General features: G+C 62.9%; 13 protein-coding genes. 9 read left to right on the top strand and 4 right to left on the bottom strand.

Going from position 1 to position 13,380, the window contains the following annotated elements; genetic code table 11:
- Window positions 1-38 precede the first annotated feature (38 nt).
- The 9 genes from OC446_RS15205 (at window position 39) to OC446_RS15165 (ending at window position 9,958) form a co-directional block, all read left to right on the top strand.
- Window positions 39-1,316 (top strand): NAD(P)/FAD-dependent oxidoreductase, encoded by a 1,278-nt coding sequence (locus OC446_RS15205; RefSeq protein ID WP_262029873.1) that lies wholly within the window; start codon window positions 39-41, stop codon window positions 1,314-1,316.
- 24 nt (window positions 1,317-1,340) lie between these two features.
- Window positions 1,341-2,285 carry an ABC transporter permease gene (locus OC446_RS15200; protein WP_262029872.1) on the top strand — a complete coding sequence of 315 codons (945 nt, stop codon included), beginning with the start codon at window positions 1,341-1,343 and terminating at the stop codon, window positions 2,283-2,285.
- The gene (locus OC446_RS15195; protein ID WP_262029871.1) at window positions 2,275-3,186 is read left to right on the top strand and encodes an ABC transporter permease; all 912 of its coding nucleotides are present in this window, start codon (window positions 2,275-2,277) and stop codon (window positions 3,184-3,186) included. Before OC446_RS15200 ends, OC446_RS15195 begins: the two co-directional genes overlap by 11 nt.
- Window positions 3,186-3,917 (top strand): GntR family transcriptional regulator, encoded by a 732-nt coding sequence (locus OC446_RS15190; protein WP_262029870.1) that lies wholly within the window; start codon window positions 3,186-3,188, stop codon window positions 3,915-3,917. Before OC446_RS15195 ends, OC446_RS15190 begins: the two co-directional genes overlap by 1 nt.
- 44 nt (window positions 3,918-3,961) lie before the next feature.
- On the top strand, window positions 3,962-5,023 hold the full coding sequence (locus OC446_RS15185) for an ABC transporter ATP-binding protein (protein ID WP_262029907.1): 1,062 nt from the start codon (window positions 3,962-3,964) through the stop codon (window positions 5,021-5,023).
- Complete coding sequence (locus OC446_RS15180; RefSeq protein ID WP_262029869.1) at window positions 5,020-6,114, top strand: ABC transporter ATP-binding protein; 1,095 nt, start codon at window positions 5,020-5,022, stop codon at window positions 6,112-6,114. Before OC446_RS15185 ends, OC446_RS15180 begins: the two co-directional genes overlap by 4 nt.
- Window positions 6,115-6,547: 433 nt before the next feature.
- Entirely contained in the window at window positions 6,548-8,047 is a 1,500-nt protein-coding gene (locus tag OC446_RS15175) for an ABC transporter substrate-binding protein (RefSeq protein WP_262029868.1), read from the top strand.
- A gap of 284 nt (window positions 8,048-8,331) precedes the next feature.
- On the top strand, window positions 8,332-8,886 hold the full coding sequence (locus tag OC446_RS15170) for a cupin domain-containing protein (RefSeq protein ID WP_262029867.1): 555 nt from the start codon (window positions 8,332-8,334) through the stop codon (window positions 8,884-8,886).
- 16 nt (window positions 8,887-8,902) lie between these two features.
- Window positions 8,903-9,958 (top strand): tartrate dehydrogenase, encoded by a 1,056-nt coding sequence (locus OC446_RS15165; RefSeq protein ID WP_262029866.1) that lies wholly within the window; start codon window positions 8,903-8,905, stop codon window positions 9,956-9,958.
- A gap of 66 nt (window positions 9,959-10,024) precedes the next feature.
- Here OC446_RS15165 and OC446_RS15160 read toward each other — a convergent pair whose 3' ends face one another.
- The 4 genes from OC446_RS15160 to OC446_RS15145 are packed head-to-tail and all read right to left on the bottom strand — an operon-like array spanning window position 10,025 to window position 13,285.
- Entirely contained in the window at window positions 10,025-10,369 is a 345-nt protein-coding gene (locus tag OC446_RS15160) for a RidA family protein (protein WP_262029865.1), read from the bottom strand.
- A 3-nt stretch (window positions 10,370-10,372) separates the two neighbouring features.
- A complete protein-coding gene (locus OC446_RS15155; RefSeq protein WP_315986513.1) occupies window positions 10,373-11,884 on the bottom strand; it encodes an FAD/NAD(P)-binding oxidoreductase in 1,512 nt (503 codons plus the stop codon).
- The gene (locus tag OC446_RS15150; RefSeq protein ID WP_262029864.1) at window positions 11,881-12,189 is read right to left on the bottom strand and encodes a (2Fe-2S)-binding protein; all 309 of its coding nucleotides are present in this window, start codon (window positions 12,187-12,189) and stop codon (window positions 11,881-11,883) included. Before OC446_RS15150 ends, OC446_RS15155 begins: the two co-directional genes overlap by 4 nt.
- Window positions 12,170-13,285, bottom strand: coding sequence for an NAD(P)/FAD-dependent oxidoreductase (locus tag OC446_RS15145; RefSeq protein WP_262029863.1), 1,116 nt, complete (start codon window positions 13,283-13,285; stop codon window positions 12,170-12,172). Before OC446_RS15145 ends, OC446_RS15150 begins: the two co-directional genes overlap by 20 nt.
- Window positions 13,286-13,380 lie beyond the last annotated feature (95 nt).

The raw sequence follows: 13,380 nt of genomic DNA, 5'->3' as shown, positions 1-13,380 counted from the left end.
CCGATGACGGCATGAGCCGATCGTCAGAAAGCCGGATCATGAAACTTGCATCATATTGGCTCGATACGGCGCCACCCTTTACTGGCGGGACCTCAGACGACCTCGCCGGGCGCGCTGACGTCGTTGTCATTGGAGGTGGCTTTACCGGGCTCTCGGCGGCCATCGCGCTCGCGAAGAACGGCGCCGACGTCGTTCTGATCGATGCAAGCCGTGTCGGCGCCGGTGCCTCAGGCCGAAACGGGGGGCAGTGCAACAACGGTCTTGCGGCCGATTTCCGCGGCGCCGTGGAGCAACTCGGTCTCGCTCAGGCCCGCACACTCTATCGTGCCTACGACGCGGCAGTCGACACGGTCGAGCGGCTCGTCAGAGAGGAAGAAATCGACTGCGACTTCGCCCGGACGGGCAAGATCAAGCTTGCGGCCAAGCCGGAGCACTACGAGAAGCTGGCCCGTACCCACGAAGTGCTCGCCCGGGAAGTGGATCCGGATACCAAGTTGGTGCCGGCTCCAGCCATGCGCTCGGAAATCGGCACCGACCGCTATCACGGCGGCCTCGTCTTCGGCAAAAGCGCCAGCATGCACATGGGAAAGTTCGTGCATGGCCTGGCCAGAGCGGCTACGCGGCACGGCGTGCGCATCTACGAGAACGCTCCCGTCACGAAACTGAACCGTGTCCGCGGATACGAGCATGAGGTCATCACGTCCCGTGGCACGATCCGGGCCTCGCAGGTCCTGCTCGCCACCGGCACCTCGACGGTTGGTCCCTTCTTTCACTACCGCCGGCGCATCGTTCCCATCGGCAGCTTCATCATCGTGACCGAGCCGCTGCCCACCGAGACCGTCGACGCTCTCATGCCGACCCGGCGTATGGCAACCGACTCGAAGAACGTCGGCTCATATTTCCGCATCACGCCGGACAATCGCCTGCTGTTCGGAGGACGAGCCCGCTTCGCGATGTCGAATCCGCTCTCCGATGCCAAGAGCGGTAAGATCCTCGAGCGGACCATGCATGCCGTGTTTCCCAGCCTGCGCGGCGTAGGCATCGATTACTGCTGGGGCGGCCTGGTGGACATGACCGCCGATCGCCTGCCCCGCGCTGGCGAGCACGACGGCGTGTTCTATTCCATGGGCTACAGCGGACACGGCACGCAGATGTCCACGCATATGGGCGTTGTAATGGCCGAGGTCATGAGCGGCAAGCCGGAAGCCAACATCTGGCGTGACATGGAATGGCCTGCCATCCCGGGGCACTTCGGCCCGCCCTGGTTCCTCCCCTTCGTGGGAGCCTATTACCGCTTGCAAGACATCCTGCACTGAGATGATCTGGGAGAGGACGAGACCATGTGGATGATAGCCCTGCAACGTTCCCTGATCCTCTGTCTGACACTGGTGATCATCTCGCTTCTCGCCTTCCTGGTTCCCTACATGAGCGGGGGCGATCCTGTGCGCACGATCGTGCAGTCGCGCGTCGGCGACATGGCCGTCGACCCGGCTGCCGTGGAAGCGATGCGGGTTCATCTCGGCCTCGACCGGCCTCTCTACGTGCAATACCTGGGCTGGTTGTGGAACGCGCTCCAGGGGGATTTCGGCTACTCCTTCGTCAGCCGTTCTCCCGTGGGTCCGGAAGTGGCGCGCGCCCTGGTGGTCTCGTTCACCCTGGCCATGACCGCATTGGGGATCGCGCTCGCCGTCGCCCTTCCCTTGGGAACGCTCAGCGCCATGAGACCCGGCAAGGCAATCGACACCGTGGCGACCTTTGTCACGCAGACCTTCGTGGCGGTGCCCGAGTACTGGTTCGCCCCGATGGCCGTCCTGGTCTTCTCCCTTTATTTGGGCCTGTTGCCCTCCGCCGGCTGGGAAGGGCCCGCCTCGCTGGTCCTCCCGGCTGTCGTGCTCAGCCTGCGCCCGCTGGCCTACTTCACCCGCGTGAGCCGCGCGGCCATGATGGACGTGCTGCAGGCCCCCTACATCACGGCTGCCCGCAGCCGCGGCCTGAACATGAACCAGACCGTCGTTCATCATGGCATCCGCAACGGGGCGATGCCGGTCGTGACCCTCTTCGCCCTGTGGCTCGCAGGCCTCTTGGGCGGCTCCGTCGTGGTCGAAGTGATCTTCGCGATTCCAGGCATGGGCCGGCTGATCTACGAGGCCGTCGTCAACAACGACGTGCCGGTGCTTCAAGGCAGTTTCGTGTGCATCGTCGCCCTGTCGGTCCTGATCAACACGCTGGCCGACGCCCTCTACATCCTGCTGAACCCAGCCGTGCGGATCCGCCATGTCCATTAATCATCTTGCACCTTCGGCCCCTACGATCCTCGAGCCGGCTCGACGGACCGAGCCGTCGACTGTAGCGCAGGCCATCCGGTTTATCCGCCAAAGGCACTGGTCCTTCGCAGTTGGGTCGCTGCTGTTCCTGACGATCGCCGTGCTTCTGATTATCTCGCCCTGGATCATTCCGCATGATCCCGCCGCGCAAAGCCTGCTGCGCCGGTTGGCCGGTCCCAGCGCCCAGCACTGGCTCGGCACCGACCATCTCGGGCGCGACCTGCTGAGCCGCTTGCTGATCGGCGGACGGTTCTCCGTCGTAATCGCTGCGGTCACGCTCATCCTGTGCGCAGTGATCGGCACCCTCCTGGGTGTTATCAGCGCCCGCACAGGCGGGCTCGTGGACGAGATCATCATGCGCGTCGTCGACCTGCTGATCTCGTTTCCGGACGTTATCGTCGCGATCTTCATGATCGCGATCTTCGGCCCCGGCTACACCACGCTGATCGTCTCGCTCACGATCGTTGGCTGGACACCGTTTGCGCGCATGGCTCGAGGACTAACCCTTGAGATCAACTCGCGCGAGTACATCAGGGCGGCGGAGGTGCTGGGATGCACGAAGACGTTCATCATCTTCCGCCATGTCATTCCCAACGCAATCCGTCCGATCGCGGCAATCAGCTTTCTGCGTTTCGGCCACAAGCTGATCACCGTCGGCGGCCTGTCGTTTCTCGGCCTCGGCGTACAGCCGCCAAACGCAGACTGGGCACTCATGCTGGCGGAGTCGCAGGCCTACGCGGAGCGTGCGCCGCTCCTGGTCGTCGCTCCAGGACTTGCGATCTTCCTGACCGCGCTTAGCGTCACCTGGATCGGCCAGGGTTTGGAAATGAAGGGGCGCAACGCTTCCAAGGCAGCTCAATAATGGCTTTATCCGCCGCGATATTGAAAGATGAAAACATGAAAGCTGACAGCAAGGGGATCAAGCGCCTTCCCCGAGTAACTCTGTCCGGCCGCATCGCGGAGGAGATCCGGGAAGCAGTTCTGTCGGGAGCCTTCCCGCTTGGATCCCAGTTGAACGAGATGGACCTGGCCGAGAAGTTCGGCGTCAGCCGCGGTCCGGTCAGAGAGGCGATGCAGCGCCTTATACAGGAGGGGCTCCTCCACAGCGAGCCGCATCGCGGCGTCTTCGTGCCGGAGCTTACCGATTCGGACCTCTCTGATATCTACTACGTACGCGAGGCGATCGAGGGTGCGGCCGTCCAAAGGATCATGGCTCGCCAGGATCGAAAGGATATCCATCACGCACTGATGAAGATCGCCAAGCAGATGGAGAAGACCGTCGCTCAAGGAAGCTGGTTGCAGGTCGCTGACATCGATCTTGCCTTCCACCGCGAGCTTGTTGAGTCCGCTGGAAGTTTCCGCCTGTCCCGAATGTACGCCACAGTTCAGGCAGAGACGAAGCTGTGCATGCACATGCTCATGGGGGGATACCGGAGTAGCAAGGCGTTGGTCGAGGAGCACGAGCTTCTGGCGAACCTCATCGCGGGCGATGACGTGCCCGCGGCGTTGCGGGAGCTCTCGCGCCACTTCGGAGACCCCATTCGCATCCTGCGCAAGGCAAATGCGGTTAGGCAGGGATCAGAGGCAGCCTGACCGAACCACCGCCCGAAAGCAAACCAGAGGAGGCTTTCGTGATTATGGAAAAGAGCAATTCGGCCGCTAAGACCAATCCACGTCCAGGCGAACCGTTGCTGGAGATCAACAACCTGCAGGTGTCGCTGCCTGACGCTCCACACGTCAAGCCGATCATCGACGGGATCAACCTGCGCATCAACGCCGGAGAAGTCGTGGCGCTGGTGGGCGAGTCGGGGTCAGGCAAGAGCATGACGGCGCTTTCGCTGATGCAGCTCCTGCCCACAGGCCTCAAGGCAACCTCGGGCAAGATCATATTCGACGGCGAAGACATTCTTGCGATGTCTCAGCGGCAGTTGAACCATCTCCGCGGCGGCCGGATCGCGATGCTGTTTCAGCAGCCGCAGGCGATGCTCGATCCGACCTCCCGTGTCGGAACGCAAGTCGCCGAGCCCATGCGGATCCACCGCAACGTGGACCGGACCGCGGCCAAGGCGCGCGTCTTGGAGCTCTTGGGCGAGGTCGGTATTCCCGATCCTAGCGCCCGTGCAGATTGCTTCTCTTACGAGCTATCGGGCGGCATGGCTCAGCGCGTCATGATCGCTGCCGCCCTGAGCGCCAATCCCGAGCTTCTGATCGCGGATGAGCCGACGACCGCGCTGGATGTCACCGTTCAGGCCCAGATCCTCAAGCTCTTGGACGACGAGCGGCGCAAGCGCAAGCTTGCGGTTCTCCTGATTACCCATGATCTCTCTATTGTATCCGCCTTGGCCGACCGGGTTGCCGTCATGTACTCGGGACGGATCGTCGAGGAAGGCCCGACACAGCGGATCCTGAACTCTCCTCAGCATCCCTACACGAAGGCGCTGATTCAGTGCTCCCTCTTGAAGGCGGACAAGGACGGCAATCTTTTCTCGATCCCTGGGGGCGCGGCCCAGGCACGCGACCTCGATGAGGGTTGCCGATTCCTTCCCCGGTGCGTCACCGCCGCGTCAGCCAACCTGCAGGAGCGGTGCACCCATCTTGAGCCGGCACTCGACTCCTATAACGATTGCTGCAAGGCCCGATGCTGGGCCGTCAAACCGGACGGCGCTCATTCCGGCGCCCATGAGGCACGCAGGCCATGACATCGTATGATCCGATCGAACGAAATCTGTCGCGAGACAAAGGGACCGATCCGACGGCGCCCTTCGTCGTAGTGAACGACCTGGTCAAGCACTATCCGGTTCCCGGTTTTCCAAGAGGCCGTTCCGTCAAGTCCGTTGATGGCGTGTCCTTCGTGATCAAAGAGGGTGAAGTCCTCGGCCTCGTCGGCGAGTCAGGCTGCGGCAAGAGCACGATCGCACGGGTTCTCATGCGCCTGACACCGCCGACCAGCGGCGTCGCCACGGTGGATGCCCGAAACGTATTCGCGATGAAGGGCGAAGAGTTGCGACGGATGCGGCGCACCATGCAACTCGTGTTCCAGGATCCGTTCGCGGCGCTCGATCCTCGCATGACGATCGGCGAGAGCATGGAGGTTCCTCTTGCGCAGCATGGTATTGGGCATGCGCGGGAGCGCCGCGACCTTGTCCTGCGGATGCTAAACGATGTGGGCTTGGATGCCTCGTTCTATGGCCGCTACCCCAAGCAATGTTCCGGCGGCCAGCTGCAGCGGGTCGTGATCGGCCGCGCGCTTCTGCTCAAGCCCTGGTTCCTCGTCTGTGATGAGCCCACGTCCGCGTTGGACGCTTCTATGCGCACTCAGATCCTGAACCTGCTCATGGACCTCAAGCGGCGCTTCTCGCTCACCATTCTGATGATCTCGCACGATCTTCGCGTGATGCGGTACATGTGCGACAGAATTGCCGTGATGTACCTCGGACAGATCGTCGAGGTCGCTGAGCGGGATGAGCTGTTCGAGCACCCACGTCATCCCTACACGCGCGCTCTCATCGCTTCGTCCATGCTCGAGGAGACAGGGCTCAACTCGTCTGCGGGCCTGTTGAAAGGTGAAGCACCGAGCCCGCTCAATCCGCCGTCTGGATGCCGATTCCACACCCGCTGCATCTATGCCCGGCAGGCCTGTTCAGAGAACGTACAGGATCTCCTCCAAGCTGGAGACGGCCACTCGGTGCGCTGCCAGTTCTGGGAACATTTGGACGATGTCTCGCAGCAGACGGCTCGATCGGGCGATGATGCCAGCAGGGAGCCGATGGCGCGGGCGATGTCCGCGTAAGAGGCGGCTGAGCTGGGCATCTCTTCGGGTCGGCCACCGCACCAGAGTTGACGAGAGCGGATCTCATCAACGGTCTGCCGATAAGATATTTTTGCTCAGTGGCAGCGATATATTTCAGCATAACTGTCTAATACTCTGGCTACCGGCAGCAGATTCCGCCGAATTAAGAAGACGATGCTGAAGATACTTGACATTCCCAAATGGGAAGGTCGCTCAATAAGGGTGGTTCGCATCGTCGGGAGAGGTAGAAGTTCTGCGAAGAACCTGTCGTCCGGTGTGCCCCGCATCCGCGCAAATACCAACCTGCGGCGGGAGCCCCGGCGAACAGACGGTCCGATCAACACGGACGCGCTAGAACGTTGAAGCGATGCGGTTCACTCACGCCGGACGATGCCCCTGGGCATCTGCCGCGACCACAGAAGGAATGGGGAACATGCGCACTTACAGCCTAGCGTTCGCACTCTGCGCGGCAACGCTCTCGACATCAGCCTTCGCTCAAGCGACCGGCTCCAACACGATCCGGATGGTCGACTGGTGGAGTCCCAAAACGGGTTGGGAGATGGCCTCCGACGACGCCTTTGTCGGCAGCCGTTCGGGCTGCTACGAAAGCCTTGCGCGGATCGGCTTCGACAATACCCTTCAGCCCGCCCTCGCAACATCCTGGACCCAGACCGCTCCGACCACTTGGGAGTTCACCCTTCGGGACAACGTGAAGTTCCAGGACGGGCTGCCCCTGAACGCGGAGAGTGCAGCCAACGCGCTCAACAATCTCCTTAAGGCGGCAATGCCGGCGCGCGCCTTTTCGCCCAAGGTGATTAAGTCAGTCGAGGCGGTCGGCGACAAGGTCGTAAAGATCACCACCCTCGAGCCCTCGGTTCTACTGCCCCTGCAGATGGCAAGCCCCGCCACATCGATCCTTTCCCCGTCCGCCTACAAGGACGGAAAGATCAACCCGATCAACGCCTGCACGGGACCGTTCGTCATCACCGAGGTGGACCCGACCCGCGCCACAGTCAAGCGCAACGATAACTACTGGGGTGGGAAGCCCACCCTCGACGGTGCAGAAATCCGCTTTATCTCAGATGCGAACACCCGCGCTACGCAGATACGCACAGGCGAGACGGATATCGCTCGCTTGATCCCGCCCTGGATCGTGAGCAAGCTGAAGAGCACGCCGGGGGTCAAGCTTGAGGCAGTCAACGCCCCGCGCACCACAATGCTGTTGATGAACAACAAGAAGGCCCCCTTCGACAACATCAAGGTGCGCCAGGCGGTTCAGGCTGCCATCGACAACGCCGGCCTCGCCGCGGCGGTGTACGAGGGTGCCGTGCAACCGGCCGTGGGACCGTTCGTCTCAACGGACCCCTGGGCACCGAAGGACATGAAGCCAGCCTTTGACGTTAAGAAGGCCAAGTCGCTCCTCGATGAGGCTGGGGTGAAGCCCGGCGCCCTCAAGGTCAGTCTCCTCGCCTACTCAAATAAGACGGAGTTGAAGGACGTGGCGGCAGTCATCCAGGAGATGCTCAAGAACGTTGGCATCCAGGTCGACATCAAGGTTGCGGAATACAACGCCATCGAGCCCGACATGATGTCCGGCAACTATGACATGGCCCTGATGTCCCGCGGCTATCTGACCGATGCGGCCGAGCCAGCGAGCTATCTGAACGCCGACTACAAATGCAAGGGCGCTTTCAACATCTCGCAATACTGCACCCCAGAAATGGACGCAAAGCTCGCGGCGATTTACGCAACCCCCGAGCCAGAGAAGCGGCTGCCGATGTATGCTGACATCGCCAAGAAGGTCCAGTCGGAGGCATTGACGGTCTTCCTCATTCACGAGACCTCCTACGACGCGTACTCGACCAAGGTGAAGAACTTCAAGTCGCACCCGCTCAATTACTACGTGCTCACTCCGTCCCTGTCGCTCAACTGATCGTGCAGGTTAAACGGACCGGCAGCATCATTTGCTGCTGCCGGTGCCCATGATTCCAAAAGGCGCCCGCGCTCGCGGGCGCTTTCACGTGGCCCCACATCCAGAGTCCCTCTGCCATGTATCCCACCTATACCAATCTACGCGCATCGGCGCCCAACGCATCGACGGTCACCCAAAATGATCCCGTCAACGGAGCAGATCCTTTCGCCCCATTCCGTCAGAGCCTTGCCATCGACGACCCGAATCTCGACGTGGGGTGGTGCCTTCTCCCGGCAGGCGAAGGCGTGGCCGATGATGCCCCCCAGCACGAGTTGCTGGTCGTACTCGACGGCGAGATCAATATTGAGGGAAGGGAAGGCGGCGCGAGTTTGCGGGCCGGCTGCAGTCTGATCGTGCCGAAGGGTGGATCCTTCCGATGGAGCGTTGGGGACCAAGCGAAACTCGTCTTCATGCGCTATCTCGCTGAGGATGCGCAGGGTGGCGCCGGCCTCGTCTTTGTTGATCCCAAGGTCCCACTCTCCCCTTCCGGCAGCCCGGCGGCGGAGCTTCTTTTGAGCGATACACCGTCCTGCCGCAACAACACCCTGTATGCGACCCCAAGCCGGCATTGGAGCGCCGGAGTCTGGGACTCCACTCCATATCATCGGGCCCCGATGGTATACGGCCATTATGAGTTGATGCACATCCTTGAGGGGAGCGTGCGCATCACCGATGACCAGGGACGGGCAACCACGTTCGAACAGGATTCCATTTTCCTCGTCCCGAAGGGCGCCAAGTGCAGCTGGCTCAGCGAGGAGCACGTCCGCAAGGTTTGGGGCATTCTCAGAATTCCCTCGTAACGCCAGGGGACATCGAATGAAGTCTTACAAGATCGCGCTCATCCCAGGGGATGGCATCGGGACAGAGGTTCTCGCCTGCAGCTGGAGCGTCCTGACGGAAGCGTCCGAAAGGTTCGGCTTCCGACTGGAAAGCCAGACCTTCCCCTGGTCGTGCGATTATTATCTCCAGAACGGCCGCATGATGCCGGACGACGGCATCGAGCAGTTGCGCGCCTTCGACTCGATCTACCTCGGCGCGGTGGGATGGCCCGCACGGGTGCCGGACTCGGTCTCGCTGCACGGATTGCTCCTGCCGATCCGCAAGGCCTTCGACCTGTACGTCAACACCCGTCCACACCGTCTTCTCGACGGCGTGGAGGGCCCCCTGCGCGCGGGATCCTTCGACATCCTGTGCATCCGCGAAAATACCGAAGGCGAATACAGCGGCGCCGGCGGCCGGGTGCATATGGCAACGCCGAACGAGGTGGCGGTGGAGACGTCCGTGTTCACGCGCCGTGGCGTGGAACGCATCATCCGGTACGGCTTCGAGATGGCACGCACCCGCAAGAGGCGCCTCGCGTCAGTCACCAAATCCAACGCCCAGAAATACTCCATGGTATTCTGGGATGAGGTGACGGACGCCCTCGCGGCCGAGTACCCGGACGTTGAGGTCACCCGCTACCACGTGGACGCGATCGCGGCACGGTTCGTCACCCATCCGCAGACCCTCGACGTGGTCGTTGCCTCCAACCTGTTCGGCGACATCCTCACGGATATCGGAGCCGCCATTCAGGGCGGCTTGGGCTTCGCCGCGTCGGCCAACCTGAATCCGGAAGGCGGCGTCCCCTCCATGTTCGAGCCGGTGCATGGATCCGCGCCCGATATCGCCGGGCGCGGGATTGCCAACCCCCTGGCCACGGTCTGGGCCGGCGCTCTCATGCTCGAGCACCTCGGCGAGGCCACCGCCGCGCACGCCATCGTCAAGGCGATCGAGGACGTGACCCGCCAGAGGCTGGTGCGCACACCGGATCTCGGCGGCCAAGCCACTACCGAAGAAGTCGCGCAGGCGGTGATTGCAGCCCTCGCAGTATAACAACTTGGAGCCTGCAAGTACGACAGGCTGCATTGGGGAGATCCGATGCGGCCTGTCGCGTTTAGTCTACTTCGCGGCCGTTGCGATCATTTCGATCAGTGTGCCCTTTCCCAGATTTGACACCCCGACGGTCGCACGGGCGGGAAAGGTCTCGGGCGTCAACCAAGCCTTCCAGGCAAGATCCATTTCCGGCTTCTGATCGAATTCCGTGATGAAGATCGTGACTGACAGGACACGTGACTTGTCAGTTCCAGCCTCGGCCAGGAATCGGTCGAACTTGGCGAGGATCTGCTCCGTCTGTCCTCGCATGCCGACGGACACGTCATCCGCCGTCGTCCCTGCAATGAATACGAGGCCGTCCTTCTCGACGACACGGTGCATGATGGGTGTTTGAATGTGCCGGTTGATCATTTTCTATACATGAGATTGAGGGTGATTTGCCGAGACCGGCTTCTCCACGATGCCGGCCACTGCCTTGATCGCGCTGTCCGATTGGGGCAGAGCCGCGAGTTCCTTGAGCGTCACGGGTTTGATAGGCGTTCTCACGTTGTAGTAGCCCACCTCCCCTGGCGCGACGCCGCGCTCCTGCGCAATGATCTCGGTGACGGTGAGCCCGCACAGCCGGCCCTGGCATGGCCCCATACCGCACCGGAGGTAGGCCTTCATCTGATTGGGGCCACGCACTCCGAGGGGCATCGTCGCCCTGATCGCGCCGGCGGTCACCTCTTCGCAGCGGCAGACTATCGTCTCGGGGTTTGCCGGAATGCGGAAATCGTCGCTAGGCCTGAACAGCTCATCGATGAATGGACGCCCACGAAGCGCTGATCGAAGTATGGCGCGGACAGGCGCAGCCCGTTCGTCCCGCTCCCTCTCGCTCAGTCGGCCCAGGCGCCAAGCCGCTGCCAACCCGGCAAGCGTGCCATGCAGGGCTGAGCCTTCCGCACCGATGATCCCGCCGGCGTCGCCTGCGATCCCGATGTCCGGCATTGAGGTCTGGCACCATTCGTCGACGGTGGGCGTGAAGGTTGCCTGGCGCTCGTTCCAACCGGAAGCGCAGCCGGAGGCCAAGGACAGGTTGAGGTTGGGTACAATGCCCTGGTGCAACAGCAGGAGATCTGTCGGCAGGCGCTCGGTTCCTCCCCGATGGGTCACCACCACCTCCGACAGGCCGCCATTGCCGGCTGCCTCGAGTGCGGTGACGTTGCGGATCACCCGGACATGGCGGTGAACCTGTGCGAGCAGCCTCGCGCCCTTCAGCCCATAGGCAGAGCGGACAAAATCGATCGCGTGCGCCAGAGCCCGCCTCTTGTTGCCGTTCGGAGTGGTATCGATCACCGCGATCACGGAGGCGCCCGCGCCGATCAGCTGGGAGGCGAGAAGGTACAGAAGCGGGCCCGTGCCCGCGATCACGGTGCGTCCGCTTGGTACCAGTCCAGCCGTCTTCATGGCGATCTGGGCGGAGCCGGCTGTCATGACGCCGGGCAGCGTCCAGCCCGGGATCGGGAAGGGACGCTCCAACGCGCCGGTCGCGAGGATGGCCCGGCGAGCCCGGATCAGGCGCGCGGCCCCCGCGAGGGAGACGCCCGCCTCCAGGCCCGAGGCCTCACCTGTTTCAGGCTCGTGCGGTGCAATGCTCCACACGCTTGCCCGCGCGGCGTAGGAGGCGGACGACGCCAGAAACCGGGTGACGATCCCCTCGCCGGCGGCGTAATCCTTGCCCAGGCGCGACTTGGTTGCAGCGCTTGCCTCCGTGATGCCGCGGTAGATCTGTCCGCCGGGACTTCCGTTGTCGTCGCAGAGAAGGACGCTGAGGCCGCATTCCGCGGCGGCGGTTGCCGCGCTGAGCCCGGCGGGGCCGGCTCCAACGACCAGCAGATCATAGATCTCCTCCAAGTCGGATACGGCGCTCACGGGATGCACGCTCATGCGGAGATCTCGGTCGAGTAAGTGGCGGCTCCGTGCTGCGTCTCCACCTGCATCCCTTCCTCGACCGTCGTGAGGCACGCCTGTCGATTGCCGCGCCCATTGATCGACACGAGGCACTCGAAGCAGACACCCATCATGCAATATGGGCCGCGCTCGGCTCCCGAGACCGGGGTCGTGCGGAACCGCGTTACACCCGCCGCGAGAAGTGCGGCGGCGACGGTGTCGCCCATGAGAGCCGTGAGCGGCGTCCCATCGAACGTGAAGGTGACGAGATCACCTTGGCGATCAGGCAGCCGCCGAAACATCGAACCGCTCCGAGGAGAACGTGGACAGGCTCGCGGGGATTTCGCCCTGGGCGATGTGTCCCGCGATGGTGAAAGCATGGTTGGCGGCGAGAGTGACCCCGGAATGGCAGGCCACCGCGAAGGCTCCTCGGCAGGTGCGGGACTGCTCGTAGATCGGGAACCCGTCGGGCGTGATGATCCGGAACGCCGCCCAGATCCGCACTACATTGAGCTCGCCGATGATCGGGAACATGCGCATGGCCCTGTCGGCCAGCACGGCCGTAACGGGGGTCCGCGGACGGTGGTGATCCATCGTCGCCTCCTTGCTCTCCCCGATGATCACGCCGCCTTCGTCCACCTGCCGGATGTTGCCCACCGGATGGTGCAGGAACGGCATTGTCTTTTCCGTCACGATGATCTGGCCCCGGCTCGGCACGAGCGGCACGTTGAGGCCGACCATCGGGGCTAGGCGGGTATTGCCGATGCCCGCCGCGAGCACGATCCGTCCCGCCGACATGGTTCCCCACGGGCCCTCCACGGTGAAGGCGCCGTCCTGATGGCTGATCCGCTCGACCCGATGATCGGGCAAATAGGCGGCTCCCATCTTATGCAGCGCCGCGTGGAACGCGCGATACAGACGCAAGGGGTTGGCGTGGCCGTCGAGCGGGCTGTAGATCGAGCCGGCCACGGTGGGGCCGATCGCCGGCAGACGGGCTTTCGTCTCGCGATGGTTCAGGATCTCGTATGGGTACCGGGCGATGTTCGGCTGGCCCTGCAGGGTGTTCATGGCGTCGACCCCACGCTGCAGCTCCAGTTCCGTCAGGCGGATGGAGAAGCCTCCGGGCTGGCTGAAGCCCGGATCGATCCCTGTCTCCCGCTTCAGCTCGTCGGAAAGGCTCGGCCAAAGTGCCGCGGAGGCTTGTGTCCAGTTTGAGTATTCCAGCTTGCCGAGGCCTTTGCCTTGCACCCAGACAAGCCCGAAATTCGCCCGGGCGGCGCGGAAGGCGGTGTCGCCTTCGTCGAGCACGACGACACGCAAGCCCAAGCGGGCGAGTCCCCATGCGATGGATGCGCCCAGAAGACCACCGCCGACGACCAAAACGTCCCTGTCGGTCATTCGTCCGCCCTCCTGAAGTGGAATGGTCCCTTGTGTTCCCATCGCGCCAGCATCACGTCAATTTTCATTTGCTTCTACATGCATGCAGGAATGTG

The organism is Microvirga sp. Mcv34 (genome assembly GCF_024519725.1).
GTDB lineage: Bacteria > Pseudomonadota > Alphaproteobacteria > Rhizobiales > Beijerinckiaceae > Microvirga.
The sequence above is the reverse complement of the archived record's forward strand: the minus strand, read 5'-3'. Positions and strand labels throughout refer to the sequence as shown.